Raw genomic sequence first — 24,391 nt, forward strand, 5'->3', positions numbered from 1 at the left:
CAAACCGCTAGAATTTTTATCTAGTTTAATAAGTCAAACAAAACGTTTAAAAATTTTAATCTTGATTCTAGCGTTGTACTAGCAAATTCTTTTTGTTGTTGTTTGAGAATGGCTTGCCCGTCTACCCCTAATGCTGAAGATATAAATTTCTGATCTTCTGAAATCCAGGTTTCAACCATTTCATCGAATATCTCAACATGAAATTGTATCCCATATGCTAACGAACCAATACTAAATAATTGTTCCTTACATCTACTACTACTAGCAATCAGCTCCGCAATATTAGGCAATATAATTCTGTCTCCATGCCAATGCAAAACAGGGAAAGGTTGACTTAAAAATGCTGTGAGTTTGCTTTTATTTTCTAGTGATTGCGCAAAAATAAAGTCCCACCCTATTTCAGCTAATGGTTGACGAGATGTCTCCTCCTGAAGCAATTCGACATCACCACCCGCTGCATAGGCTAAGAGCTGAGCTCCCAAACATACTCCGATTAATCCAATACCTTGATTTAAGGCTTCTTTTATTAAGCGAACTTCTTCGATAAGCCATGGATAAGTTGAAGTTCCAATGTCTCTTATACCCATAGGTCCACCCAACACCAAAAGTAAATCTCCATTACTAAGTTCAGGAAGAGAGTCTCCTAAGTCCAAACGGAAAATGGAAACACTTAATCCTCTTTCCTGAGCAATATCTACAAAAAGTCCAGGCCCTTCGCGTTCTAAATGCTGAAGAACAAGTAAACGACTCATAAATAAATTAAAAATCTACATTTTCATTTGGAGTAAAAACAGAGCAATACAATTTGATGAATAGCTCTGCCTCCTTTTCATCTTTACCATCATATTTTAGTTTGAGGTCCTCTATTGCGACTAAAGCAGTTTTTTCTTTCAACCTATATCTTGCACAAGTATCTAGAACTTTAAACATTCGAGTAGTAACTGCTACCGATGGGGTGCTTAGACCCAACAAGAAAGTAACAAGTAATAGATATTTCATATAAATAATTTAATCATCTTTTTTAGATAAAACTTTAGAGCTATGGAATCATTTATTAATTTTATATAAAAGGAGAAAAATCCTAGACAAATCAAAGACATAGGAGCTTCTAAATAAATAAAGAAATGATCATTAAATATAATTTTTTTCTTGAGATTTGATTAAATTTGCTTTAATTCCTCATCTGTTAATGAGCAAAAACCTCTTGAACATCTCTCAGGTTTATTTAAATCTGTAAGAGACTCCGACCCACCGATAATTAAATTATGCTTTGACATTTTATAAAACTTCTCATGAACAGAATCAGTAAACTTGTTTTCCTTCTCATACTCTAACTCACATGGATCTATGTTGTTATCAAACCATTCATCATATTGAATATATTTTGGCTTTGCATAATATGTCATATGACTAGAGTAGTACGACATAAGAATAAATACCACCAATTAAAGTCAAGGCTCGTTGGATTGTTTATCAAGAATTTTTTTTAGATATTTCTTTTTGAGTAGCTTTTTTCTTTCTTTCAGAAATTTTTTTAATTGTTGCAACTTCAAATCAATCAGTAACTATATTCAGTACTGATTAAATGTACCTCAAAGTTAGATTGATGGGCCGCATTTTGGAGAACCATTATTTCCATCGAGCTTTTGAATTTTGGATATGTCTAAATCGGATATCTCCAGCCCATAAAGTTCAGCGATCTTAGCCATCGCCAAACCCTCTGCGCCTGTCCAAGCTTCAGCTAATACCGACCAAGTCTTTTGACTAAATTCAACTCCGAGATTTTCGTTAATAGCTCTTTTTTTATCTATCTCCACGACTTTCTCTAGCCCCTGCTTAGATAGGTGACTTTTAATCCTTAAGAAAACAACCTCCAGCATTGAATAATAGAACTTTTCCATTGCTTTGTTGTATGCCCATTCAGCTTCTTTCTGTGCCTTTTTTGCACATTCGGTTGTAATCTCCATCTCCAGTTATTGTTTTGAAAGTGTTTTTTATATTATAGTTTTTGAATTAAGCCATTAATGATGGAATCTGAGAGTCAGCTGATAAATAAATAAATAATTTAAATAAATGCTATCGTCAAAATCAAATAACTTTTTACAGAAAGCCTTTTTTATTAAACCCATGGATTGTTCCGTTAGATTAAATTAAAAATGTCTTTAGAACTTACAGAATTAGTCAAAGATTTTATAGCAACAAAACTCCTCTCAAAAGTTGAACTGGATTTCTTAGAGAGTGAACTATGGGAAACCCTCGAACATATAGATGAAATAACTTCCTTAACAGCAGCTCCAGTAAATGTTTCTAAAGAATTGAAATTAAAAGAAGGTTCCTCATGGCAATTATGTTGTGCAGTAGTACTTGATGAGGCCAGGCCACAAAAAACCCTTCGTTCAGAAAAACTTATCAAATTAATAGAAAAATTTTCTCTCCAATGACACTACTCATATATTTTTGAGATTCTAATTTTAAAATAATTCAACAAAAATTTAGATCTCACTTATTTAATAAAAATATCTTTCTAAATTTATAAAAAAACATGCCCGTTCTCTCATAAAGATGATTTGATTCTTTTTTTAGCTCTAATTCATATGGATTAATAAAAATAGTCAACAATATTCTTAAGGCAGTATAAAAGTTTTTACTAGACTTAATATCCTGATATTTTTCGTTTCTTAATTTAGAAATTAAATGCTTATCTAAAAAAGCCTCTAGAGATTGAAGGACTATGTCTTTCTCCTTTTGGCTGATTGTAGATAATAAAACCATCAAAGCTTTTATTGATGATTCATCTCCACTGATAACATTCCTAAGAACGCTTTGATAGAGATTCTCCCATTTGTAAGGTTCATTCCTAAAAAGATTAGAAGCAGGTTTATCTGGATTAAGCTTTAACAGTCTCTTTTTTTCATCATTCTCTTCTTGCGCAGAATTCCAATATTCATACAATGGTGATGATTGAGCGATATTCATATGTATTTATTGAAAAAAATGATTAAAGGAAATCTGCAATCAGATAATTCTTAGTAACCATTTTAGATTAGATACTAATGCTTTGGCTTCTTCGTTATTTGTTACACGTACAGCAAAGAAAAAATCAATTTAGTAGAAAACAACAAACCAAACATTTTTTGAGGTTAATATTGGTAGTATCAAGAAGTAGTTATTACAAGTAGAATTTACTGAGCCTAATTTAAAGAGTTATTAAGTTGTGGTAGATATAAAAAAATAAAAACAAATCAAAAACTAAGCGCAAAATATTTTTGCGGTATTAGTCAAACCTATTGAATAATGATCAATATCTAAATCCAAAGCTTTTAGGGTTTTGAGGGCATCTATTTTCCCAGCGGCAAAATTTTCACAAACAGAATCAAGTTTATAAGTTCTTGATGCTTGCGTTTTTGTAGGAAATAAAAAGCACAAGGATAGAGGTAATACAAATAAGAATTTCATTTAGATCCTAGCTATTTTGAAAAGTTTTTTCCAATGAACTGATTTGAGCTCGATATGCATCACCTTCAGAACCGCATAACTTCTCATGTTCCGTTAACGGAATCCAAGACCAATCAAGTCTTACAGATAAAGACCAAAACATTATGATGTGACCGATTAAAAGGATTGGCCAATCAAGGCCTACGAACTCAGAATGAAAAACAGGGTGCATAGATAGTTAAAAAATAGTTAAAAACTTTGACTTGACTCATCAGGGGTGGAGAGATCAATAGCCTCAAAAGTACGAATAAAGCTCGTGGGGGCAATGCAATATGAGACAAAACCATATGATGAGACTATAACTACTAATGCTCTTTGCAATTTGATAGCTAAGGTGGGGACAACCAGTAAGAGTGATGTAAAGCAAAAAGAAAAAAAACCTTAAAAACCTATGCTTATGCTCGATTTCATCCTAAATAGATAAAATAAAAAATTAATTGAATTAATGAGCGGAGACAATTTGCTCGGAGAGCAACCTCTAAAGTTTTACTCTGAAGAGGTAACTGAAACCAAGATCGAGCTAGTTCATCGTTTACTGATACTTAATGCTCAAAAAAATTCAATAGTAGATTTAGATAGAAAACACAAAGAATGGGGAAATGAATTAGCAAGTTAAAAAAAAAACTCTGATAGGCTCGAAAAAATATATATATATTTTATCCAAAAATTTTTTTTAGCTTTATATTTATAATTTCAAACCACAAATTTCAGAAAAATATCTTGTTGATACATAACATTATTTTTTTTTACTAAAGCGAACCTATTCAAATTGTCTTTTAATTAATTTAACTAGATCTTTTTAATTAATGATTAATCGATTTTTAACTTTCTTCTTTTCAATTCTAATTGTTGTTACCATCGTCCCCCATAAAGCAAATGCAACAACAACTGAACTACCAGATTGTGTTGTAATTACTCACTGCGTGAGAGAAGACTTTAAAGTAAACGACTTAGAAAATGCTTTTAAAAAAGCAACCAAGATAGTTTCTGAAACAGCAAGAACAAAAATAGTTGAACAGACTGATTCATTCATTCATGCTGAAGCAAAGACCAAATGGAGGAGATATACCGATGATCTACTACTAAAAGCAATTCCAGAAAAAGGTATTATTCAAGTCAGATCTGAATCAAGAGTAGGAGTTGGAGATAATGGCGTGAATCAGAAGAGGGTTGATGACTTTGCTTATCGTCTAATGACAGAAACAGACATCACTAAATAACCCAAAAAAATAAATGTTAACTATCCTCTAAAGTCATTGATTTTGAACAAATAAAATTTTTCGATTAAGTTTGTTTGCGAAGGTATGGCTTAAGGATAAAAAGCAAGTGATTTTTTATACAAATTGCTTTTCTTTTTATGCTTCTAGCAGCATTTGAACCTGGTAGAGAAATGGCCATCGCCAACTTTTTCCTAGCTATTTTTTGTCTATTTACCGTTGGATTACCATTCCTACTCATCACCCGTGGGGACAAAACAGAAGCTAATCGGGACTTCATTGCAGCAACGGTTAACCCATGGTCTCAAGTTGTTAAAGAAGCTGATTTGGCTCAAGTAGTTTTATCTGAGATCAGATCGTCAGTAAAACTAGATCCCAATCTGGAAACAGCATCCGAGCAAAATGTTGAAGGGGATTTTGAGACAGGAGATGTGATTTCTCTTGAGATCAAGAGTAGTGATGAAATGTATGAGTCTACAACTCATACATTACTTAACGAAGATGAACTATCAGTTGCTTGAGAGATCTAAACATAAGCTATGATCTAAACCTTAAACGAATATCTAGGACATCTAAAGCCCCTAGATATTCGTTTTAACTTTTGGGATTGGTCAGATTCGTATAGAGAACATGAGGGTGTTTATTTCCAACTTTACCTGCTTCTAGCCATTCTTTATATTCCTCTCTTAATGCCTGACTGTCTTTACTACCTAATTCATTAATCTTTAGGTAAATGTCCTTCATGGTGACATCAAGTGATCTTTTTAAACTTATCGAGGGAGTCTTCATACTAAATTTCCCAAAAGAGAATGAGATATGAAAGTAGAAACCACAAATGCAAATGTCATTGCCAATGGTCTCTGAAATAATTCATTAGGTGTTTTCATTTAGATATCATTCAGCAAGTGAAGCATGCTAATGAAGCACAATAAATAAAAAGCAAACTTATTTCTAATGGTTTCCGTGTGAAAACTGAGAGGTAAAATTGAGAGAATTTCATATATAAATGATCCATACAATTGAAACGTTTTGCGTGTTCGGGTTCCCCATATGACGTTGCAAACTAAATAGTTGTGAAGATATGAAAGATCGCCATTATGAAAGAATGAAAAATTTATTTCTTTTATTACTGATACCTCCTATTCTCTTGTTTTTTTCTGTCATACCAGTTAGTGCTGAGTCAGAATTCGAAATGTATCTAACTGATTTTTATCAAAAACAAGAGAAGGCAAGCAGAATACTCAAAGAAATTGAGATAGACCTAAAAGATGGATCAAGAGACAGAGTTTGTGCAAGGCAAAGAGAAGCTGCTAGTTATGGAATCGAAGCCACAAAGTCTTTGATTAAAGCATTTAAAACAAATGGTTCAACAAGTCAAATGGAGAATCTTCAAGCAGGACTAGATAAGTGGAGAGAGTTGAGAGACTATTGCTAAAAATTTTTTGCATATAAAAAAATGAATCTATTAGTTATTGTATTTTTATAGCCTCAATTTGGCTCATAAGAAAAGTGGCATGGAATCAGAAGATGGAGCCAATGAACAAAGAGAACAGAATCCAGAGTTAAACACAAAATCTTCAATATGCATGAAAGAAGACTTGAACAATTTTCAAAGTCTAAATACAAAAACCGTATGTTCTATATCGGAGCTGATGGTAATTGGTACTATTAATCAGCGACTGGAAGGAAAATTTCTTGCTAATGGATGAAATATCTCAATAGGGTATTGCTGCTTTGATTGGAACATATATTGCCACTTTGTTGGCTTGGTTCAATAAATCTGGTTCTGACTTCAAAGACGGTTTTGAACCAAAAAGGAAAAGGAGAAAAAAGAAAAAATAAATTGCACCTTTTAGAAAATCAAAAAGCTTTGCGCACATACCTGTTAAAACTGAAGCAAACGTGAAGCAACAAACATCCGACGTAATACCAATACAATCAAAAGAAAACAATCAATCTACTAAAAACATAAATAGGTAAATTATTCAAACGACTAAGCAAATAAAATTTTTTAATGAAGAATAATCAGTATTTTTTAGTTACCAACTCCAGTAAAAACGAACCCATTTAGAATACAAAAATCATAAGCAAAAATCTTTAGATCCTCTGGCATCTCACTCCATTTCATCTCCTCAACTTTATTTACTTGTTCTGAACTTAGGTTCTCTGCTTTAGCATATGCCTCAATCATATTTGACCAACTATCAGAATATATATCTACGTAAAATGCCTTTTGGTTTTGATCAAAGAAATTAATTTTGTCTTGCTTAGTACTAACCTTTTTCGAAAGCTGTTTGTAGTATTCAATGTCTGATGTCATGATCATATGCTTATTTAGAAATCCAACCTAATAAATTCACATTTAAATAATGAAGTGATGTTCAAAATCTATACATTAAGTAGTCTGCGAATAAAACCGTTTCATTTTTTATGTAGCGTAATGGAAAAATAAAAAAATAAATTAATTAAGCTACCATAAAACATCATTATTTTGTTCGTCAAACCCATTGCGGATCTAAACGTCTCAATCCAGTTGATAATAATTCCTTCCAAAGTTTAACTGCCATTGCTCGTCTAATCCTCCTGCGACTTTTTAGGAGTGGAGGTCCGTCAACTTCAAGTCTTCCTTTCTCTATCAAACTTTAGGGTTTTGATCCCAGCTATCCCAGTTATACCGAAACCGCAGTATCCATATTCCATTTACATCAGTAACCCAACCATCTTGCTTCATTTAATTCTATACCTGAGCAGTACAAGAATACCACCAGGGTTTGGTAGCTTTTTTAATGTGATTTTTTGGATGTAGCTTTAATTTTTCGTTTTGGAAGAGCTGTCATACCTGCTTTGGGAATACTGAATGGAGTAAACAATTTCATGATTCTAAAAAATCAAATACTTTCAATTGTTTTAGGTCATGTGAAAGTTCAACGCATGGGTGAAACTACCCTAAAACATTCGCATTGCTCTACAACTTGAAGTAAACGGGGGTAGCTAATTTGCATATAAAGCAAAAAACAAAAGATTTATGCACCATACCAAGCAATAATTACAATTTTACTAATTATTGCTACTTCATCAATTTTTAAAATGTCAACAAGTGAAAACGGATTATGAAAGATAAAAAAAAATAAGGCTTTAAAACAGAAACAGGTTTTTACAGTTACTAAAATATTTTTGATAAGAAAACTTGTTAAGCAAAGCAAGTCCAGTCAAGATTACGATGATTTGTTAAAAATGGAGCTGGGGTACAAACCTTATCACCATCTGGTGTTACGTAGCATCTTTCAATACCCCAACTTCGTTCAATGATTTTCACCTCGGTAGAGCCTTTTGGCAAAGTAGGTGCCGTAATTTGAGCCCTCGTCATATGAATATGCAACTATACATTTTTAGCTAATGAAAAAGATTTATCAATCGGTAAATAAATCCATTGACATTGAATCAAGTACAAAACATACAAACTTAATAAAGATAAACATGAAAGCTTTAAGGTCGCTCAATCTTTTATTTTCTATTGATTAGAGAGAAAGTTGACGTTGATATCGAGATATCGAACATTGAAACCGACTCAAAGAAACCGGATCATAGTAATGATTACATTAACTAAGCAACTAATTCATCAGTTCAATTGCAAATGTTCCAACTACAATAAACTTCCCAATACAGCCAAAGAATAGGTTTTTACTTAAATTGCGAAGAGTCAAAGCTAATTAAAAAAAAAATTTTTGTTATTAATTGAAAGGGAAAAGACACCTCTCCTCCTATAGCTATATTCAGAGAGTGAATCAGAAGTTTTTTTTTACAAAGGAGCGAAATGAAAAGAATGAAGCTCAATCAAGAATCTGAGGAAGTTGGAAACACTTATAAAGTGATCGCAATATCTTTGACAGTTGGACTAAATATAATTATCTTTACTTGGTTCTTTCTCTTTTCAGGGTTGACCAAATAAATTATCTAAAATAAAGGATGTGCAAATATGACGTCAATCAAAGTATCAATAAGTCAAAGGAAGCGGGTTGTGAACACATAAATCACCTAAAGGATTAGCTTTATTTACTTATACAGGTATATTTTTTACATGCAAATCACAAACAAACGAGTCAAAAGAAAATACGCAGTTTTTTTTTATAAGGTTCGATAATAAAGCCAAAAAAAAATGCAAGTAGATCTAAATGAACTAGCAAATTCATACGAGGTCGTTCCAGTATCTCTTAGTGATCCTTTTAAATCTTTAGTTGCGGAACCTTCCACGATGGAAGTACTTAGATTTATACCCATTATTGCTTTCATTGCTTTAATAATTACAGCTGTATGGAGACAAGGTATGAAGTTCCCAGTAAAAGCTTTTGGCGATATAAAAAAAGACAGCAAGCAAGATTAAATCAATGAGTGAATTTAAACGATTTTCTTGTAATTTCTGATGGGTGTAGGATTAATTAAATATCATTGAGATCAAGTAACAGCTACTGAAAATTAGGGGTTAGAGGAGGAATTAGCTAACTCATTCGTCAACTCAATTAGTTTTTTAGAAATTCCAATCTCTTTCATTGAGTGTCCTGCACTATCGATTACATAAAGTTTTGAAGAGGGTAATGATTTATTAAGATCCCATGCACTTCTCATGGGACAAACCACGTCATATCTTCCCTGAACAATCGAAACAGGAATATTTTTTAGCTTAGTGATGTTTTTTAAAATATAATTTTCCTCTAAAAAGATGTTATTAACAAAATAATGACATTCTATACGCGCAAAAGAATCTGAGAAATTATCATTTGCAGCTTTTTTAATGGATAATTCTTTTGGCGTGAGAAAGCTTGTTGACATTTCCCATCTCGTCCAAGCACGAGCCGCTTTGGCTCTTTCAGACCTATCTTGACTGGTTAATCTCTTGTGGAAAGCATTAATTAAATCGCCTCTCTCATTTTGCGGAATAACAGACTGATAAAGATCAAATTCTTCAGGAAAAATCTCACTAGCACCTTTTTGATAGAACCAACTTAATTCGGTATTTCTGCACAAAAATATACCCCTAAGAGTAAGACTTAAAACTTTTTCCGTGTGTTGAATGGCATAAATCAAGCTTAATGTTGAGCCCCATGAGCCCCCAAAGACATGCCATGATTCAATTTTTAAGAGTTGTCTTAATTTTTCAATATCCCCAATTAAATGATGTGTCGTATTTTCTTTTAACTCAGAATGAGGAGAAGATCGACCGCATCCTCTTTGATCAAATTGAACAATATTGAATTTCTTTGGGTCAAAATATCTTCTATAAGAAGGACTACTTCCACCCCCGGGACCTCCATGAACAATTAAGACAGAGGATCCATTTGGATTGCCGCTTCCTTCCCAGTAGATTGAGTGTAGTGGGCTCACCTTCAATATCCCTTGTTCCCTTGGTTCTATTTCTGGAAATAACATTTTAATTAAATTTTCGTCTTTTGTTTTTAAGACATTTCATTCAAAACAAGCATACATAACAAAAATAGCTATAAAAGATTATTAAAAAGGAATTGCTCAATGCGTAAGAAAAATTGGCTCAAAAGCTTTCGATTAAATATTCATGCCCCTGGAACAGGTTTTGCACTAATGATCTTGGCTTTAACTCAAATACCAGTAGGAATAAAAAATGCAGCCGAAGTTGCTTGTATTGGTCAAACTTCAAATAAGATTTGGAAATCAGAAAAGAATCATGCGGATGCAAACATGCTTGCAGTTCAAAGGTGCAATGGAAGAAATTAAATGGGATCATGTGTTCGTCTTCAAGCAAACTTAGATAAAAAACTAAAAAATGTAACGTTGGCCTAGAACTTGATTTTTAACACGATAAAAAAGATGAATATTTGAATATTCTTCTTTTTTATGACTTCAGCGCTAAAAATAATCGATCAAGAACTAGCACAGTTTGGCTGGGTTGAGTCAATAGCTACTAATTCAATAAGTGATTTTAAGTCACCCAAGATAGATGTTGAAGAAAAAACAACTAATGAAAAAGAATCTGATCTCATAGACACATTCATATGTCATCTTATTTTCTATGTGGTTTTTTGCTATTCCCTATTTCTATATATTTTTATTGATTTGGGTTTTGGTTCCTTTTTAAAGAATAAAGTAAATACATTATTTAAACTTCAAAAAAAGTTTGAACCGCCTTCCTTTATCAGTGTTCATTCCAATTAATACATACTAGGCTTGTCCTTAAACAAATTATTTGGGTATTCCTTACTATCGCACTAACTAAAATAATGTATTTAGATAGGAAAGAAGTAATTCACTAACGGTCTGAGTCTGCACAGACCGTTTTTTTTATTTAAACAAAATTGTTTCGGCAAACTATCAAGATATTTTTATGGAATTGAAGTTGGTCAATTCTTTGAAGAGCCCATAGGAGACGATTACTTATATCCAGATTGGTAAATAGACGTCAAATGCGTTTATCAACCTTCAATCCAAGATTATTCATTACTACTCAACCATTTAGAAAATGAGACAAACTATTGATTATTAACTGATAATTACCACAAACTATATTTTTTTAACTTGGTAAATCCTTAAGCATAGACTCTACTCCTAAAATTCTTATTTTTGATTCGTTAATCGTGCCATAGTTAATTCTACTTAAGTAAAAGCCGAGGTGTATAAATTTAACAAGATCGATTAGAAAATCTATATACCGATACGGAGGACTATGAAACTAAAAACTCCTTTGAACATAATCAAAAATGCATTAAGTGATATTCGAACAATGCATGATTTCTCTTACACGGTTCCCAATGAAACTAGAGATGAGTTTTGGGAAAAAGAATGTATTAATCATCCAACAGCATCTACTTGCAAGGTTTATGAGGGCTAACAAAAATAACTTTGTACGAGTAAATAGCTGTTCAACCAAACAAGAATTATCTAAGAAAAAAAAAGGCCCTGCCAAGCAGGGCCTCATAAAATAGTTAACAAACTAATGTTGATAGCGATGACCGCGATAAGCCAATTTGGAATTTAGCTCAGACTTAGCATCGCTTCTGCATGTGTTGTAGTGATTACGCCTGTAAGTCAGCTCAACACAATCCCTTTGAGCTTTTTGCTCTTTGTGCTGGACATATTTGTGTCCACGATATAAAAGAGTTGTCATCATCCATACTCCGAATGTTGATTTAAGTCCCCGTTCCTTGGCTTAAATCGAGATGCGGCTCGTCATGTAACGAGTTGAACGTTTTGGTAGCGGTTGCTACAAAAAACATTATGTTATGCATGGATGGCACTCGTAGTTCATCTGGATACAAAACTATCTAGTAGTAAATACTCGAATTTCAAAATCTTTTTTTCTTAAATATCAACTTAAAAGAGAATTCTGCCAATTTTTTTAAGGTTTAAGAGGTCTCCCATAAGGGTTTCGTAGAGACTTCCCATCCAGTTTCCACCGACGACCTCCATAGGTGTCTTGCTTTTTCATAAGTTAGCTTCTCACTTTCATGTAATTGAACATGAGGAGTAATGCCGTGTAGGAATCTGAGCCTGCAGCTAGCGTAGTGAACCCTTATGTATGTAGTTCCGTCTTCATCAGGGTGTTTATCTTTTAAAAACCTCATTGCCCAGACTCGATCTTTTTTCACAAGCCAACTTTCATTTTGCATTTTCAGTAGGAGCTTGGATTATCACTTTTATGCTGCCAAGCCATTGAATGACAACTATCAGGTGAATATAGATTTTTAGCAACTTTAAGCAAATCACATATGAATGAATCTGGGCAATCAAGCTCATACGGCAATTCAGCTAACTCATCAATAAAAAATTCGAATGTTCTACTTATTAAACCCGACTTTTGCTTTTGGGACAGAATCCATTTGGACATTACTAGAAACAATAATTAGCTATAACAATAATTAAACTATTACTGCAGAACCTAATTGGTAAACACCTGCTATAAAAAGCAAAACAGGGAGGTTTATTAAAACTAAAAGCTTAACGGCAGTAATTTTATTAATCGCTGTCATTGCTAAAATGTTATTTAAAATTTAAGACAATTGTTAGGATTATAACCAGGAATAATCTATCCCCAAAGGTCGGTTCAGGTAGGGCTAACCAGTTCGGGTACAAAAAGAGGAAATCCCTCCAAAAACGTGAATTTATTCTGGATAGAGTCGTACAATAGGAGAAGATCAATGAAACACAATTTATTATTTTTGTCATCGGCTATGTTTTTGACAGCTATGAATGCACAAGCCGAAAGTTTTTGGTTGATCCTTCAAAACAGTACTTACGGAATTGAAAAAAATAGAAATGAAAAACATATCTCAATGCGAGGAACAAGGTAAGCAGTACACAAAAAGTTCAGGTATTCCTCGTTACTTGTGCTTAAAAGGCAAATAAAAAAGTATCAAGCAAAATACCTTATTGGTACAACTGGATAGTTAACTTGCTGACTTTTAATTAGTAGACAAATTGAAGGTGGTTTAACAACAATCACAACATTTGTCTCCTATTATTTCATTTTCTTCAAAAGTATCAGCAATATCTCGAAGCATTAGTGCGATAAATGCAGGAGGACACTGGAGTTCACTAGCATACTTAGCGAATTGCTGAGCAGTTCTCTGCATTGCTGGAATAATGATGTTATCGATTTGATTTTCAGTGGGTGACCACTTCGTTTCACATTATTCAGTCATAGTTTACAGTCACCTAACAACAAAAATATAAAAGTGTTTTGCATGGAGTCAATATTGTAAATCCATTTATCACTTGCTTAAGCATTTGATCAAACGACACCCAATTTCATTCCACTTTTCACCTTCGCAAGAATTTTATCGTCTAAATCATTGTCTGTTTGAAGAACTAGCCACTCAATTGCACTGATAATAAAAGCTTTCATTTGCTTCTTGAAAAATTTTTTCAACATCAAAAAGAGTACTGGCTTTAGTATTAAGAAAAGGAAACTAACCATTACATTCCAATTTATTAAATATGGTTTTACCTCATATTCTCAAATATTGGTGTAACCAACCCAAAAATCTTCGCATTGCACTACAACATCGACTTATTTCATTGGTTAGAAATTTTGTTCTCACTTGACTACTCCATATCACATAATTTTAATCGGAGTACTTTTAATAGTTATTTATGCTTCAATTTTTCAAATGTCCACTGCAGAGCAAAGAAGACATCATTTTTTATATTTCAATGGCTTGTTATCTCTATTTGATGGCCTGCTTATGGAGAGATTTAAGAATAACCAAAACAAGTTGAAATTCACTTAATATTTTAATTTTTAAAATTGCTTGTTAACGTCAAAGAAGCTCAAACAAATCTTTTTTATTATCTAGCAAAAGAATGCAAAGCCTTACAAGATTCACAGTAATTGGTATACCCGCAACCATTGGTATAGGAATTGCCTGGGTCGGTAATCGAATTATTAAAAATGAAAAAGGTCTCAAAGATCGTGAATTAGAACTTAAGCTTCAACTAAACAATAAATTTCATTTAACATCTTTAATCAGAAAAAAAACTCAATGATGAATAATATTGGCCTAATTTTATTTGATATAGATGGGGTTATTCGTGACGTAACAAACAGTTATCGATTGGCTATCCAAGAAACTGTAAATTTCTTTAGTGGGTGGAGACCCTCGATAGAAGATATTGATTCTATAAAAAGTGAAGGCTATTGGAACAATGATTGGGATTTGAGCCTAGAAATGATTAATAGACATGTACAAACTAACAATCTTTCTTTTTCAGCTCCGTCTAGAGAAACATTAATTGAATGCTTTGAAAACTTTTATTTTGGTGGAGATCCAAACCATGACTCTAGTGAATGGTCAGGTTTTATTAAAGATGAAACTTTATTAGTCAAACAAACACTTTTTAAGGAATTAACTCAGCGAAGAATTGGTTGGGGTTTCGTAAGTGGAGCTGAATTACCTTCAGCGAAATTCGTCTTAGAGCAGAGGCTTGGCTTAGCATATGCTCCCTTGATTGCAATGGGTGAAGCGCCTGAAAAACCTGATCCAACAGGTTTTATTTCACTATCTTCTAAACTTTCAAAAAATCCTTTAGGCCTTTCCAACCCTCCAATTGCATATATTGGAGATACTGTTGCAGATGTTAAAACAGTAATAAATGCTCGAATCAAGATCCCTGATCAGAAATTTATCAGTATCGCTATTGCCCCCCCACATTTACATGTAGATTCAAGTCGAGAGAAACGTCTAGGTTATGAGGCAGAGTTGAGAAAAGCAGGTGCAGACCTGATTATTAAATCGATGGACAATTTAAAAAATGAAATTCTAAATTTGTTTATAAACAAATAGATAGTTCGATAATCTAATTTTTATTACTCGTAGTTATTCAGTTGAACAATAAAAACCACATAAGATAATTTGTTAGAGAGGTGCTTAAAACAATTAGTAAATAATGAGGTAACCATCTTTAGCACGTAACTGCAAAACGAAATCAAGCTGAAACTGCTTCAGCATTAATTACATCATCCTCAGACATGTCTACTTCATCATCAATTGATTTCTTTTTTTGAAAAATGTAGTAAGCAGCTCCACCAGCAACTGTTGATGAGACAATTAATCCAGAAACAAGTGTAAGTGCAACAAGTCCGCCTATCAGTCCACCCTTCAAACGAAGAAGGTTTGATTTAATTAAAAGAAGTAAAAGTAATGTTGAAGTTGCTTTTAATGAAGCGATTCTTAAAGCTGTTAAAGGCCAAAAAGGATTAAAGAAAAACATCTTAAAATTTCTTTCTTCAAATGTAGAGGTTTTTTTGACTTATTGAGGAAAAAAAACTAGAAAATGGTGAAATTCCTTGTAGTTCCTTTAGGTGTAACAAAGTCTTGTACAACTTCCTCGCTCATACATTCAGTTGGATAGGAGATCACATTCTTTGCTGTGAATCCTGCACCAATGGCAACCACACCAATCACAAAAGTCCATTTGGATCTTTCACTTGAAATAAGTCTGTTAATCATTTACGAAAAATCATTGATTTTTATTCTGTCAAATAGTCTGAGAATTGGGTCAAAAAGATATTGATCGAGAATTTTATCAGCATTTTGAGAAGTCATTACCCAATAAATAAAGGCCCCAATACAGAGAAGAGTTAATACTTTCGGCCAAAAGTTTTCTGGATAATTCGAATCGGAGTTGAATTGATTTTCTTTTCTCATTATTTCCATCGTATACGTTCTGGATGATCTTTTTCAATTTTCCTAAGTAGCAAAACCAAGCCAACAAGACTGAATGGTCCAATGACAAGTGCAACTTGCATAAAGGTTTTTATTAAAGGATCTAAAACCGCAAAGAAATTCATTTTCTCAACAACTTTCGCAACATTACAACCAATAATCTTGAAAGTGAGTCTGGAGGAATTAAGAACATATCTTATTACTAATTTACTTGTTGTTTTTATCTTAGTATTAGCTGGAATTTAGAAATACACTTTAATTAATTTTGGAATGTGCGGTTAACGTCCAAATATTCGCCTAGTCCGTCCTCGGGTTTCCTCTGTTAAACAACTAACCCGGTTTCAATTATTGGTAAGTTTCTTAAAAAAATATTAATTCTTGTATTAAGAAGATTTCAATAAATTTGCTAATTTCGTATTAGCTCCAAATTAACTTAATTGACCTTCAGATCATTATTGTTATTAGCACATCTACAAGCATTTCTCATCCCTATCCTTATTGGAATTAAGTCCATAAACAGATTCAAGCAAATTAGATTTCCTCTGCTACCACCTTTTGCCTTTATCTCACTAGGACTTGCTTCAATGTTTGAGATGTTCGATCATACGACTACGGATTGGATATATGTAGATCACTCATCAATATATAATTGGCTGTTTTATTCATTTCTTTCTGTTGGATTATCGTTCTTAACTATTTCAGTAGCTAAAAACAAGTCGATCATAACTAGCAATATTTTGTTAATAATTGCCGCGATTTTTTCTTATTGGTTACTGGACAAGTCAACAACTCTTTTAATTCAGGTATTAATAAGTATTCTACTTATATCGCAATGGTGGAAACGATTTAAAGATTGGGTCGTCTTTATTTATCCAATCACGGGAGTATTCTTTACTACATTCTTTGGGATTCTACTTTCAAGTTCAGGCGAACAAATATGGCATGTATTTATAGGTCCATCTGGAACGATAAGTGTCTTAGCATTTTACGCAGTTTTAAACAGATCAAGAAAAAAAGAAATCATTTCTGCTTAATAAGATATCGATCAACTTCAAGATCGCTATGATTTTTTAAAATTATATTCTATGAATCATCTTAGGTATGATGATTCATAGAATTACATTGATTAATGTTTAAAAGCTAATGAGTCTGAGTTCTCATAGACAACACAAAATTTATATTGCTGCAACGATGGGGTATGGACTTGGTTCTGAAGATCCAGAAGAATTAGCGCTTTATGAGATGATCAAAAAAGAAATAGAAAAAGACTGCAAAAACAGAAATATGGGCATTAAAAGAACTGATTAGACTCTCATTTCAGAAAGTGTCTAAAGATAGGGTAGGCATTTCACTTCGCTAACGTAAAGATCTGCGGGTGTAGTTCAGTGGTAGAACGTCAGCTTCCCAAGCTGAATGTCGCCAGTTCGAGTCTGGTCATCCGCTTGAAAAAATCGAAACTAAATTCCAATTGTGTGGTGTAACTCACAACAGCAAGTTCAGTCCACAGAAAACAATTGATATCGACATAATTTGACTTTAGAGATTTGCATGGATAACCCCTCTAAGGAACAAATTCTAGCTGCATCAAGTGGATGGGTTGCTACAATATTAAATTTCCTGCCTGGCTTAGGTGCTGGATACCTTTACCAACGTCGCTGGATTCCTTACTTTGCAACTGGAGGAGCAGCTACAGCTTGGTTCGTTCTAGGAGCCATCTTAAATGGTGATACAGAGCCAACAAAAGCCGAACAATTAATTGGAATAGGAGGCTTATTTTTGATATCAATCACAACAATGGTTGAATCTAAAATTGCTCATAAGAAAGCATTATTAGCTGTAGAAGAAAAGGTTCAGTCAAAAACCCCAAAGAAAAAAAGAGGTCTTTTTAGATAATCACGAATTACAAAATCACTAGTAATGACAGTAAAAAGAATCAGATTTGATGGTTAATTCTGAGTTCTTTAAAAAATAGCTGATACGAATTAACCTTATATGGGATTAATTAGCTATAAAGTTTTAGTCTTGAAACTTTCTCGAAAATAAAGCTGACTCAATATATTTTGCTCTTCATTTTTAGACTTGTCGGTTGGTTAAAACAAAATTTAAGAACATTAAAGCTTCGAATCTATGCTAGAAATATAAATGAAAGAATCATCAAATTTAAGACTTGACCAACCACAAAAAGATCTAAATGAGCAGTACTAAAGCTATGCAGACAACTAGAACTTTTTCTGAGTTTGCAAAACAAGCTGACTACTCATTCATGGATTCTCTCGAACCTGATCCTCAGGCAACAGATGATGGTGACGACCACCTAACAAGAGAGGTCTTTTCTGGTCACTATGTACCTGTCACTCCAACAGCAATTCCAAAACCAGAATATGTCGCTCACAGTAAAATATTGTTTAACGAGTTAGGCTTGAGTCAGGAACTTGCTCTAGATGAGCTTTTTCGTCGTCTATTCTCCGGTGACATAAGTGTTGCAACGAAACCGATGCGACCATTTGGTTGGGCTACCGGTTACGCATTATCTATCTATGGAACTGAATATACTCAACAATGTCCATTTGGGACAGGCAACGGCTATGGAGATGGGAGAGCTATTTCAGTATTTGAAGGTCTCTTTAATGAAAAAAGATGGGAGATGCAACTTAAAGGAGGAGGACCAACTCCGTACTGTAGAGGAGCTGATGGACGAGCAGTGCTTCGTTCAAGTGTTCGTGAGTTTTTAGTGCAGGAATATATGCAGTCAGTCGGGGTACCAACATCACGATCTCTCACACTATATGTCTCTAAATCTGAAACAGTCCGCAGGCCTTGGTATGCAAAAGACTCCAACTCAATCGATCCAGACATATTAGTAGAAACACCAGCTGCAATCTCAACACGAGTCGCACCTTCATTTTTAAGAGTAGGTCAGATAGAACTCTTTGCACGTCGAGTACGGAACCATGAGCATCAAGATGCAATGAAAGAGCTCGAGATGATTGTGAAGCACTTAATCATAAGAAATTACAAGGAAGAAATTGATCCTAATCTTAGCTTTAGCAATCAAGTCGTTGAACTAGCAAATTCATTCCGAGAAAGACTCACATCATTAGTAGCTAATTGGATGCGGATCGGCTATTGCCAAGGAAATTTTAACAGTGACAACTGTGCTGCAGGAGGTTTCACTCTCGATTATGGTCCATTTGGATTTTGCGAACTCTTCGATCCAAGATTCCAACCGTGGACAGGAGGTGGTGAACATTTTGCATTCTTTAACCAACAAGTTGCTGCCGAGGCAAATTTTCATATGTTCTGGAAAGCGCTTCAACCAATGCTTACCAACCACGCAGAGGCCCTGGACAGACTAGATAACATCCGTGATGGATTTACTACAGTAATGAATCAAAAAATGGAGAAAATGTGGACAAAGAAACTAGGCCTAGTCACCTATGACGCACCTCTAGTTAATGAAATGCTAAAACTCATGGTTCACACAAAGGTAGACTACACAATCTTTTTCCGAAAACTTTCTAGTATTCCAAAAACACATAACGTCTTAAAAGATAGTTTTTATCAACCAATTTCAGAAGAGATTGAGACACAATGGATCAGTTGGCTACGAAGGTGGCAGAAGCAAGTAATTAACAAAGGTAATCAAAATGAAATATCAGCAAAAATGAAACGTGTTAATCCAAAATACACATGGCGGGAATGGCTCATCACACCAGCATACGAAATGGCAGAGAAAGGGGACTATGGTCTCATAAAGGAACTACAAGCTGTTTTAGAAAACCCTTACGAAGAGCAATCAATAGAGGTACAAAAAAAATATGACAGACTCAAGCCCAAGAAATTCTTTGGAACCGGTGGGGTTTCGCATTACAGTTGCTCATCTTGAATAAAGATGAGCAGTTAAATGTAGTGATATTGAGACTAGCAATTTAAAAATATCCGCTCCAAAAAACAACAAAAAAAGAATTTTTATCTATACAGGTAACCGAACTAAATATTCTCTCGATATTCGAATAATTTGAGGATGATTTATAAATATAACTTAATCCATGTCAGAAGAAACAAAATCCAAAATAAGAATTTTTCTTCCATTTAGTTGGTTCATTCCCGCAGTAATTTCTTTTGGAGTGATTAATTATCATCAATTATCTGCTGGCATTCCACCCATAGCTATTTGACTAATGTCATCACACATCCCCGAATACTACGAAGCTATTGTTGAAGCTTCAAAAAGAGGTGAATTATGGGGACTAGACCAATTTACTAACAATTCAAAGCAACTTGAGATCAATTTTGACCACTCTGTCTATAAATAATGTCTCATATTGATAAAATAAATTCTTTAAGCATTGAAGATAGAAAGTAGTCAATAATACGATTTCTCATGGACGATCATATTTAAACCGTATCAACTATTAATTTTATGCCAAATAATCTCAGCGTCTCTAAGTAGGTAGAGAGCTTCTTTTCTACCTATGGCTCTTTCAGCATCATCCATCAACTTAATGTATCTTTCCCTCAAGGCCTGTTTTTCCAGAACTATTTTAGTAAACATGTGAAGCTTTTCTGCTCGATTGTCAACATTGCAATTCTTAGCTGTTTTTATAAGTCCATGCGGAAGCTTAGCTCTGACACGAACGTTGTGCCTACTCATTACTAAATTTTTTTCACTAATTTTATTTAAATATTCTGTGAAGGCCTTTAGTTAACTGCGTGTAGGGTTAACCTCCAATCCTTTGTTTTTCACTATGAAATTTTCGGTAATTCAATTCCATAGTCTCTCGCTAGTTGAATCAACTCATTCATTGATAAGTCAACGAGGTAACTTCGTATACATTGATAAGCATGAAAACTCTCAACACTTTTTCTCTCATTGAACATTGAACGAGAAATTCTTAAAGCTAAGGCTTCTTTAGTGAAAATTGTACAAGTCTGATTATTTAAATATTATTCAACTCTCAGGGATGTTTGTGTATATGGCTTCTTAAAAAAAACAAAAAAAAGCATCAAAATTCTCACCCATTAAGTCACAATCTCAAAATTGACCTTTTAATATTTTGATTATTTAAATGACCATGGGAGAATCAAAAAAAGGTAAAAAAAATGGATTTCTACCCAAAACGCCAAAAACTTCAGAAAAAAAAGAGGTAGTTATAGAACCCAAAGGAAGACTAATCTCATGGTCTCCCTGGCCTCCTGCTAATTTCAAAACTCGTTACCCAGCATTCCCTTTAGTTACGACTGTTTTGATATTAATAATTTTACGCTGGCTAACCTCGGCTAATTAGCTTAATTAAGTACTAGTAAATAGTTGAAACTTATATAAAAAGTTGTTTTTCAAAAATGAAAATAAGTTATTTCTCTTGATGGGGCTGAACCAGTAGAACAAATACCAAATTGCAAGCACTCCATTACATCATCATCATATTTAGGCTTGTAATTAGCAAACAAATCAGACATTTCATTTCCTTGGATAGAAACCCCAGAAAAATTTCGAAATAATTGCTTTGAGAATGGCATAATTAGATACCTAAACAACCCACTTAATTTCTACTCATATTGGTTTAAGAAAGCTATGGGGAGGAACACTCAAGTATTTATACATTCAGAGAAAACAAGTCAACACATAGAGACAATTGTCCAAGGCTCAACTAGTACATTTGTTGAAAGACATTTTTTTAAGAGGCAATTTTTTCTCAACGCTTTATTCTGCCTGTGCTCGATACTAAAGTTACATTATTTTGATTTTTATCTTTGACTAAAGCCATCAGGAGACTGAAGGTAGGAAGTTTGGCCTAAATAAGGATCTTCTCCAAAAAGATCGTTCATTTGCTTTTCTGTCATTTGATTAGGACCTTGAACGGTTTCAATAGGATCTAATTCTATAAGCGATGAATCTATTTCATCAGCATTAACAACCGCAGGATAAAGATTTAGGAGAAGACAAAGAGAGAGAGAAACAAGTCGAATTAGCAATGTGCTAGTCATTTTCTTGAAATTAACTATCGGTAGAATTGGAACCATCAACTTCCTCAACCGTCTCATCTTGACTTGTTTTGTTCTCATTAGATAAAGAGCATCCACCTTCACCCCATGCAAAAACAGGAGCTATCGTAAAAGAAAAGGCGAATACTAAAGGTAGAATTTTATTCATAGGAAAAATTGGAAGCAAAGCAATATTAAAGCCTTTTAAGAAAGTTCGTTTAATTGATTTAATTAATATCCATTCCTACTTCCATTTCATTAATAGACACCTCCCTTTGATCACTATCTAATGGTCCTAAAATGATTTCATGAGAATTTTCTTCGCTTACTTCAGGCAAGGATGGTTCAATAAATATCCCGAGAGGATTTTCACCATTGTCTTCCAGAATTGACAGGTCATCAAATAGAGACTTCTCTTCTTGACCTGTGAGTAATTCTGATTTTGTTAAAAGGTTATTATCCTCACTTGCTATTTTTTTACTTGTATCGTCTATTAGTAATTTCGAAAGATCGACAATGTCTATAATTACCGACTTCTGACTTTTAAACATATCTTGAATCACATTAATTATTTCACCAGATTTTGTAGGTTGAGAGATAAAAGCAAAACAAGTCCAACCTGTCAGAATAATTAAAATTAAGACAATAGAAATAAATGCAGAATTGATTGCTCTTATTATTGTTTTAATCATTCGAAAACGTTAGATATTGCTAAATCTAGGCAAATCATTTAATACTTAGAACGGACTCTTCACACCCTGTAAACGCGTATAAATACTTTGGGGTTTACTCTCTATTATTTCTACCCGAACAGATCAGAAAAGTAATAGATCTTAATTATGTCCTTTAATCAATTCATTAAATTCAAACTATAGAAAAAGTATTCCACACGTATATTTCATGAAACATCATAGAAACGATGTGGAGTTGACATTAATGCAGTATGGTATTTGTTCTATACATACCAAATCAGCTAGATGAGAAGAGTTGCTTTTGGGATAAAACTAATCTTGAGTAATCAACTTCAGGAATTTATTCAATAAATTTATCTAATTCTCTAAGTTTCGTTCTAAATAACTATCTATTTTGTTTCAGTCATTTCTCCTGAATAAAATTTCATTGGTAAGTTTGAAATTGGATTGTTAGCACTCATAAAAAAGTTCAACTGAATTGTTAATCTATAAAAAAACAAATATTTAAAAGAAATCAATACAACTATAAAATGTTGTATTTCTCGCTTTAAAATGTTTGAGAGGCTTGCACTGAAATAATTATCTACATGTCCAATATTAAAGTCACTAATTAGCTATTCAAAGACAGTATAAATACTTGAGTGTTTACTCTCTAGGTTTCATTCCCCCAATAGGAGTAAAAATAAAATATGGATCTTCGACCTCATATGTCCTACGGAAATCGCTTTGCTCAATTGACTACTGAAGCTGCTGAAAATGCGGCTCGACTGGTTCTTAGACAACTTTCTGAAAGACTAAATTTTTCAAAGCTCCGATCAAAAAATGACGAAGAAATGGAGTGCTTGCAATTTGGCATCTGCGCTTATCAAGCTCAACCACAAAGAGTAAGTCAATAAGATTAATCAGATGAAATACATTGATCTAATTTTGATATTTTCTTCGTTATCAATGACGTTTTTAGGTTTGTCATTTCTTGCTATTTAAGGAATTAAGAAAGTCTGAGAGAATTAGACAGCGCTGTCGCAAAGTTGTTAATTTAATAAAATCATTGGTTATCAGAGTCTTCTAAGAGATCTGAATATTCTGATGAATGTGAAATTGGCAACACAGAAGCGCTATTTGTTGATCTCACCAACAAAGCAGTTAATTCAGCTGTCCGTTTATTGTTAATGACATTACTACCGTGGGCTGATATCGCAGCTCCAGCAACAAGGGCAGAGATTGGCTTCCACCAAGGTAAAGATTTTAAATCGTTCTTTTTAACTTCTGCCAATAAGAAACCAAGTCCAAACATAATACCGAACACAGCTCCTGACCATTGGCATATTCCGGCTGAAATAGATTTCGCGTTTTCGGCAGCATTAATTTGATCTTCCATTGGTTAAATTTTCGAAAACGAAGTATGTATTTACTCAATCATTATAAAAGCATTTTTAAACTTGATGAAAATAAGTAATTAATCCATTAGAAATGATCTAATCACCAAGATAAAAAAATCTAATAAAAAATAAGCAAAGAGATGCCTAAGAACGAAAATGACAGTGAAAAAAATATCAAAAGTAATTCCGTCGTTTTCATAACCACTCAGAATCTTCTAATAGGTTTGAATATTGTTCATAATTAAAGAAAATGTCTTCTTCTAATACTTCTTGTAGAAGAATTCTCTTGAAGTATGTCATTCTAATTCAAAAATAGGACTACACAATCATCTAAAGAAATAGACAAAATCGTGACCTATTGACATTCGGTTTACATGGTTCGGTATGTTTTCTTAATTAACCAACTAATATCAAAAGCAGTTCAGGCTTAAAAA

43 protein-coding genes, 1 tRNA gene and 1 pseudogene are annotated in these 24,391 nt (G+C 33.4%); 21 read left to right on the forward strand and 24 right to left on the reverse strand.

The genetic code is table 11. The features are described from left to right. Positions 1-20: 20 nt before the first annotated feature. The 4 genes from AC6EI2_RS02700 to AC6EI2_RS02715 all read right to left on the reverse strand — a co-directional run bounded on the left by AC6EI2_RS02700 (position 21) and on the right by AC6EI2_RS02715 (position 1,967). Positions 21-752 carry a type 1 glutamine amidotransferase gene (locus AC6EI2_RS02700; RefSeq protein ID WP_498462875.1) on the reverse strand — a complete coding sequence of 244 codons (732 nt, stop codon included), beginning with the start codon at positions 750-752 and terminating at the stop codon, positions 21-23. A 7-nt stretch (positions 753-759) separates the two neighbouring features. Then, positions 760-999: a non-structural protein (NS2)-like protein gene (locus AC6EI2_RS02705; RefSeq protein ID WP_498462876.1), complete on the reverse strand. Its 240-nt coding sequence runs from the start codon at positions 997-999 to the stop codon at positions 760-762. Positions 1,000-1,160: 161 nt separating this feature from the next. Continuing rightward, positions 1,161-1,427, reverse strand: a complete 267-nt coding sequence (locus AC6EI2_RS02710; protein ID WP_498462877.1) for a hypothetical protein — start codon at positions 1,425-1,427, stop codon at positions 1,161-1,163. A gap of 171 nt (positions 1,428-1,598) precedes the next feature. Further along, positions 1,599-1,967, reverse strand: a complete 369-nt coding sequence (locus AC6EI2_RS02715) for a hypothetical protein (RefSeq protein ID WP_498462878.1) — start codon at positions 1,965-1,967, stop codon at positions 1,599-1,601. A 189-nt stretch (positions 1,968-2,156) separates the two neighbouring features. On the opposite strand from AC6EI2_RS02715, the gene AC6EI2_RS02720 reads away from it, so the two are divergent. Further along, positions 2,157-2,441, forward strand: a complete 285-nt coding sequence (locus tag AC6EI2_RS02720; protein WP_498462879.1) for an inward rectifier potassium channel — start codon at positions 2,157-2,159, stop codon at positions 2,439-2,441. 58 nt (positions 2,442-2,499) lie between these two features. On the opposite strand, the gene AC6EI2_RS02725 is transcribed toward AC6EI2_RS02720, so the two are convergent. Beyond that, positions 2,500-2,976, reverse strand: a complete 477-nt coding sequence (locus AC6EI2_RS02725; protein WP_498462880.1) for a hypothetical protein — start codon at positions 2,974-2,976, stop codon at positions 2,500-2,502. 273 nt (positions 2,977-3,249) lie between these two features. Then, positions 3,250-3,456 carry a hypothetical protein gene (locus AC6EI2_RS02730; protein ID WP_498462881.1) on the reverse strand — a complete coding sequence of 69 codons (207 nt, stop codon included), beginning with the start codon at positions 3,454-3,456 and terminating at the stop codon, positions 3,250-3,252. Between the two features lie 484 nt (positions 3,457-3,940). Here AC6EI2_RS02730 and AC6EI2_RS02735 point away from each other — a divergent pair, with 484 nt between their 5' ends. The 3 genes from AC6EI2_RS02735 to AC6EI2_RS02745 all read left to right on the forward strand — a co-directional run bounded on the left by AC6EI2_RS02735 (position 3,941) and on the right by AC6EI2_RS02745 (position 5,233). After that, positions 3,941-4,111: a hypothetical protein gene (locus tag AC6EI2_RS02735; protein ID WP_269605936.1), complete on the forward strand. Its 171-nt coding sequence runs from the start codon at positions 3,941-3,943 to the stop codon at positions 4,109-4,111. 190 nt (positions 4,112-4,301) lie between these two features. Then, on the forward strand, positions 4,302-4,715 hold the full coding sequence (locus AC6EI2_RS02740; protein ID WP_498462882.1) for a DUF1499 domain-containing protein: 414 nt from the start codon (positions 4,302-4,304) through the stop codon (positions 4,713-4,715). Positions 4,716-4,852: 137 nt separating this feature from the next. Then, on the forward strand, positions 4,853-5,233 hold the full coding sequence (locus AC6EI2_RS02745; RefSeq protein WP_498462883.1) for a hypothetical protein: 381 nt from the start codon (positions 4,853-4,855) through the stop codon (positions 5,231-5,233). Positions 5,234-5,306: 73 nt separating this feature from the next. On the opposite strand, the gene AC6EI2_RS02750 is transcribed toward AC6EI2_RS02745, so the two are convergent. Continuing rightward, positions 5,307-5,501, reverse strand: a complete 195-nt coding sequence (locus AC6EI2_RS02750; protein WP_498462884.1) for a hypothetical protein — start codon at positions 5,499-5,501, stop codon at positions 5,307-5,309. A gap of 316 nt (positions 5,502-5,817) precedes the next feature. On the opposite strand from AC6EI2_RS02750, the gene AC6EI2_RS02755 reads away from it, so the two are divergent. Both AC6EI2_RS02755 and AC6EI2_RS02760 read left to right on the forward strand, forming a co-directional pair. Then, complete coding sequence (locus tag AC6EI2_RS02755; RefSeq protein WP_498462885.1) at positions 5,818-6,147, forward strand: hypothetical protein; 330 nt, start codon at positions 5,818-5,820, stop codon at positions 6,145-6,147. Between the two features lie 79 nt (positions 6,148-6,226). Then, positions 6,227-6,421 carry a hypothetical protein gene (locus AC6EI2_RS02760; protein ID WP_498462886.1) on the forward strand — a complete coding sequence of 65 codons (195 nt, stop codon included), beginning with the start codon at positions 6,227-6,229 and terminating at the stop codon, positions 6,419-6,421. A gap of 326 nt (positions 6,422-6,747) precedes the next feature. On the opposite strand, the gene AC6EI2_RS02765 is transcribed toward AC6EI2_RS02760, so the two are convergent. The 3 genes and pseudogenes from AC6EI2_RS02765 to AC6EI2_RS02775 all read right to left on the reverse strand — a co-directional run bounded on the left by AC6EI2_RS02765 (position 6,748) and on the right by AC6EI2_RS02775 (position 8,079). Continuing rightward, positions 6,748-7,032: a hypothetical protein gene (locus AC6EI2_RS02765; RefSeq protein WP_498462887.1), complete on the reverse strand. Its 285-nt coding sequence runs from the start codon at positions 7,030-7,032 to the stop codon at positions 6,748-6,750. A gap of 178 nt (positions 7,033-7,210) precedes the next feature. Further along, positions 7,211-7,443: pseudogene (locus tag AC6EI2_RS02770) on the reverse strand (DUF1651 domain-containing protein). Positions 7,444-7,902: 459 nt separating this feature from the next. Then, a complete protein-coding gene (locus tag AC6EI2_RS02775) occupies positions 7,903-8,079 on the reverse strand; it encodes a hypothetical protein (RefSeq protein ID WP_498462888.1) in 177 nt (58 codons plus the stop codon). Positions 8,080-8,868: 789 nt separating this feature from the next. Between AC6EI2_RS02775 and AC6EI2_RS02780 the strand changes: the two genes are divergently transcribed. Further along, positions 8,869-9,093, forward strand: a complete 225-nt coding sequence (locus tag AC6EI2_RS02780; protein WP_498462889.1) for a hypothetical protein — start codon at positions 8,869-8,871, stop codon at positions 9,091-9,093. Positions 9,094-9,185: 92 nt separating this feature from the next. Here the strand turns inward: AC6EI2_RS02780 and pip are convergent, their stop codons facing one another. Then, a complete protein-coding gene (pip, locus tag AC6EI2_RS02785) occupies positions 9,186-10,136 on the reverse strand; it encodes a prolyl aminopeptidase (protein ID WP_498462890.1) in 951 nt (316 codons plus the stop codon). Positions 10,137-10,235: 99 nt separating this feature from the next. Between pip and AC6EI2_RS02790 the strand changes: the two genes are divergently transcribed. The 3 genes from AC6EI2_RS02790 to AC6EI2_RS02800 all read left to right on the forward strand — a co-directional run bounded on the left by AC6EI2_RS02790 (position 10,236) and on the right by AC6EI2_RS02800 (position 11,568). After that, positions 10,236-10,457, forward strand: a complete 222-nt coding sequence (locus tag AC6EI2_RS02790) for a hypothetical protein (RefSeq protein ID WP_269624992.1) — start codon at positions 10,236-10,238, stop codon at positions 10,455-10,457. A gap of 120 nt (positions 10,458-10,577) precedes the next feature. Next, positions 10,578-10,895, forward strand: coding sequence for a hypothetical protein (locus AC6EI2_RS02795; protein ID WP_498462891.1), 318 nt, complete (start codon positions 10,578-10,580; stop codon positions 10,893-10,895). A gap of 508 nt (positions 10,896-11,403) precedes the next feature. Further along, a complete protein-coding gene (locus AC6EI2_RS02800) occupies positions 11,404-11,568 on the forward strand; it encodes a hypothetical protein (RefSeq protein WP_498462892.1) in 165 nt (54 codons plus the stop codon). Positions 11,569-11,670: 102 nt separating this feature from the next. Here AC6EI2_RS02800 and AC6EI2_RS02805 read toward each other — a convergent pair whose 3' ends face one another. The 4 genes from AC6EI2_RS02805 to AC6EI2_RS02820 form a co-directional block, all read right to left on the reverse strand. Continuing rightward, positions 11,671-11,847: a DUF4278 domain-containing protein gene (locus AC6EI2_RS02805; protein ID WP_498462893.1), complete on the reverse strand. Its 177-nt coding sequence runs from the start codon at positions 11,845-11,847 to the stop codon at positions 11,671-11,673. Positions 11,848-12,082: 235 nt separating this feature from the next. Then, a complete protein-coding gene (locus AC6EI2_RS02810; protein ID WP_498462894.1) occupies positions 12,083-12,346 on the reverse strand; it encodes a DUF1651 domain-containing protein in 264 nt (87 codons plus the stop codon). Positions 12,347-12,348: 2 nt separating this feature from the next. Further along, positions 12,349-12,564, reverse strand: a complete 216-nt coding sequence (locus tag AC6EI2_RS02815) for a hypothetical protein (protein ID WP_498462895.1) — start codon at positions 12,562-12,564, stop codon at positions 12,349-12,351. Positions 12,565-13,165: 601 nt separating this feature from the next. Beyond that, entirely contained in the window at positions 13,166-13,309 is a 144-nt protein-coding gene (locus AC6EI2_RS02820; RefSeq protein WP_498462896.1) for a hypothetical protein, read from the reverse strand. 730 nt (positions 13,310-14,039) lie between these two features. On the opposite strand from AC6EI2_RS02820, the gene AC6EI2_RS02825 reads away from it, so the two are divergent. Together AC6EI2_RS02825 and AC6EI2_RS02830 are read left to right on the forward strand one after the other, a co-directional pair. Next, positions 14,040-14,222: a hypothetical protein gene (locus tag AC6EI2_RS02825; protein WP_498462897.1), complete on the forward strand. Its 183-nt coding sequence runs from the start codon at positions 14,040-14,042 to the stop codon at positions 14,220-14,222. After that, on the forward strand, positions 14,219-15,019 hold the full coding sequence (locus tag AC6EI2_RS02830) for a TIGR01548 family HAD-type hydrolase (RefSeq protein ID WP_498462898.1): 801 nt from the start codon (positions 14,219-14,221) through the stop codon (positions 15,017-15,019). Before AC6EI2_RS02825 ends, AC6EI2_RS02830 begins: the two co-directional genes overlap by 4 nt. Positions 15,020-15,161: 142 nt before the next feature. Here AC6EI2_RS02830 and AC6EI2_RS02835 read toward each other — a convergent pair whose 3' ends face one another. From AC6EI2_RS02835 to AC6EI2_RS02845, 3 genes are all read right to left on the reverse strand, one after another. Then, entirely contained in the window at positions 15,162-15,446 is a 285-nt protein-coding gene (locus AC6EI2_RS02835; protein ID WP_498462899.1) for a hypothetical protein, read from the reverse strand. Positions 15,447-15,502: 56 nt separating this feature from the next. Continuing rightward, positions 15,503-15,685 carry a hypothetical protein gene (locus AC6EI2_RS02840; RefSeq protein ID WP_498462900.1) on the reverse strand — a complete coding sequence of 61 codons (183 nt, stop codon included), beginning with the start codon at positions 15,683-15,685 and terminating at the stop codon, positions 15,503-15,505. A 197-nt stretch (positions 15,686-15,882) separates the two neighbouring features. After that, the gene (locus AC6EI2_RS02845) at positions 15,883-16,026 is read right to left on the reverse strand and encodes a hypothetical protein (protein ID WP_498462901.1); all 144 of its coding nucleotides are present in this window, start codon (positions 16,024-16,026) and stop codon (positions 15,883-15,885) included. A gap of 312 nt (positions 16,027-16,338) precedes the next feature. Between AC6EI2_RS02845 and AC6EI2_RS02850 the strand changes: the two genes are divergently transcribed. The 7 genes from AC6EI2_RS02850 (at position 16,339) to AC6EI2_RS02880 (ending at position 20,217) form a co-directional block, all read left to right on the forward strand. Continuing rightward, positions 16,339-16,935, forward strand: coding sequence for a hypothetical protein (locus tag AC6EI2_RS02850; protein ID WP_498462902.1), 597 nt, complete (start codon positions 16,339-16,341; stop codon positions 16,933-16,935). A 109-nt stretch (positions 16,936-17,044) separates the two neighbouring features. Then, entirely contained in the window at positions 17,045-17,209 is a 165-nt protein-coding gene (locus AC6EI2_RS02855; protein ID WP_219045946.1) for a hypothetical protein, read from the forward strand. 63 nt (positions 17,210-17,272) lie between these two features. Continuing rightward, positions 17,273-17,344, forward strand: a tRNA-Gly gene (locus tag AC6EI2_RS02860). A 105-nt stretch (positions 17,345-17,449) separates the two neighbouring features. Beyond that, positions 17,450-17,794: a DUF8646 family protein gene (locus AC6EI2_RS02865; protein ID WP_498462903.1), complete on the forward strand. Its 345-nt coding sequence runs from the start codon at positions 17,450-17,452 to the stop codon at positions 17,792-17,794. 298 nt (positions 17,795-18,092) lie between these two features. Then, on the forward strand, positions 18,093-19,787 hold the full coding sequence (locus tag AC6EI2_RS02870; RefSeq protein ID WP_498462904.1) for a protein adenylyltransferase SelO: 1,695 nt from the start codon (positions 18,093-18,095) through the stop codon (positions 19,785-19,787). A gap of 163 nt (positions 19,788-19,950) precedes the next feature. Beyond that, the gene (locus AC6EI2_RS02875) at positions 19,951-20,079 is read left to right on the forward strand and encodes a hypothetical protein (protein WP_498462905.1); all 129 of its coding nucleotides are present in this window, start codon (positions 19,951-19,953) and stop codon (positions 20,077-20,079) included. A gap of 3 nt (positions 20,080-20,082) precedes the next feature. Further along, complete coding sequence (locus AC6EI2_RS02880; protein WP_498462906.1) at positions 20,083-20,217, forward strand: hypothetical protein; 135 nt, start codon at positions 20,083-20,085, stop codon at positions 20,215-20,217. A gap of 92 nt (positions 20,218-20,309) precedes the next feature. Here AC6EI2_RS02880 and AC6EI2_RS02885 read toward each other — a convergent pair whose 3' ends face one another. Beyond that, a complete protein-coding gene (locus AC6EI2_RS02885) occupies positions 20,310-20,555 on the reverse strand; it encodes a hypothetical protein (RefSeq protein WP_498462907.1) in 246 nt (81 codons plus the stop codon). A gap of 421 nt (positions 20,556-20,976) precedes the next feature. Between AC6EI2_RS02885 and AC6EI2_RS02890 the strand changes: the two genes are divergently transcribed. Continuing rightward, a complete protein-coding gene (locus AC6EI2_RS02890) occupies positions 20,977-21,189 on the forward strand; it encodes a hypothetical protein (RefSeq protein WP_498462908.1) in 213 nt (70 codons plus the stop codon). Between the two features lie 49 nt (positions 21,190-21,238). On the opposite strand, the gene AC6EI2_RS02895 is transcribed toward AC6EI2_RS02890, so the two are convergent. The 4 genes from AC6EI2_RS02895 to AC6EI2_RS02910 form a co-directional block, all read right to left on the reverse strand. Beyond that, on the reverse strand, positions 21,239-21,421 hold the full coding sequence (locus tag AC6EI2_RS02895) for a hypothetical protein (protein WP_498462909.1): 183 nt from the start codon (positions 21,419-21,421) through the stop codon (positions 21,239-21,241). Between the two features lie 228 nt (positions 21,422-21,649). After that, on the reverse strand, positions 21,650-21,889 hold the full coding sequence (locus AC6EI2_RS02900; protein ID WP_498462910.1) for a hypothetical protein: 240 nt from the start codon (positions 21,887-21,889) through the stop codon (positions 21,650-21,652). Between the two features lie 10 nt (positions 21,890-21,899). Next, positions 21,900-22,055 carry a hypothetical protein gene (locus AC6EI2_RS02905; RefSeq protein ID WP_498462911.1) on the reverse strand — a complete coding sequence of 52 codons (156 nt, stop codon included), beginning with the start codon at positions 22,053-22,055 and terminating at the stop codon, positions 21,900-21,902. 58 nt (positions 22,056-22,113) lie between these two features. Next, complete coding sequence (locus AC6EI2_RS02910) at positions 22,114-22,578, reverse strand: hypothetical protein (protein ID WP_498462912.1); 465 nt, start codon at positions 22,576-22,578, stop codon at positions 22,114-22,116. A gap of 707 nt (positions 22,579-23,285) precedes the next feature. Here AC6EI2_RS02910 and AC6EI2_RS02915 point away from each other — a divergent pair. After that, positions 23,286-23,474 carry a hypothetical protein gene (locus AC6EI2_RS02915; RefSeq protein ID WP_498462913.1) on the forward strand — a complete coding sequence of 63 codons (189 nt, stop codon included), beginning with the start codon at positions 23,286-23,288 and terminating at the stop codon, positions 23,472-23,474. 149 nt (positions 23,475-23,623) lie between these two features. On the opposite strand, the gene AC6EI2_RS02920 is transcribed toward AC6EI2_RS02915, so the two are convergent. Next, entirely contained in the window at positions 23,624-23,956 is a 333-nt protein-coding gene (locus tag AC6EI2_RS02920) for a hypothetical protein (RefSeq protein ID WP_498462914.1), read from the reverse strand. Positions 23,957-24,391: the final 435 nt, after the last annotated feature.

Source organism: Prochlorococcus sp. MIT2302 (genome assembly GCF_059772385.1).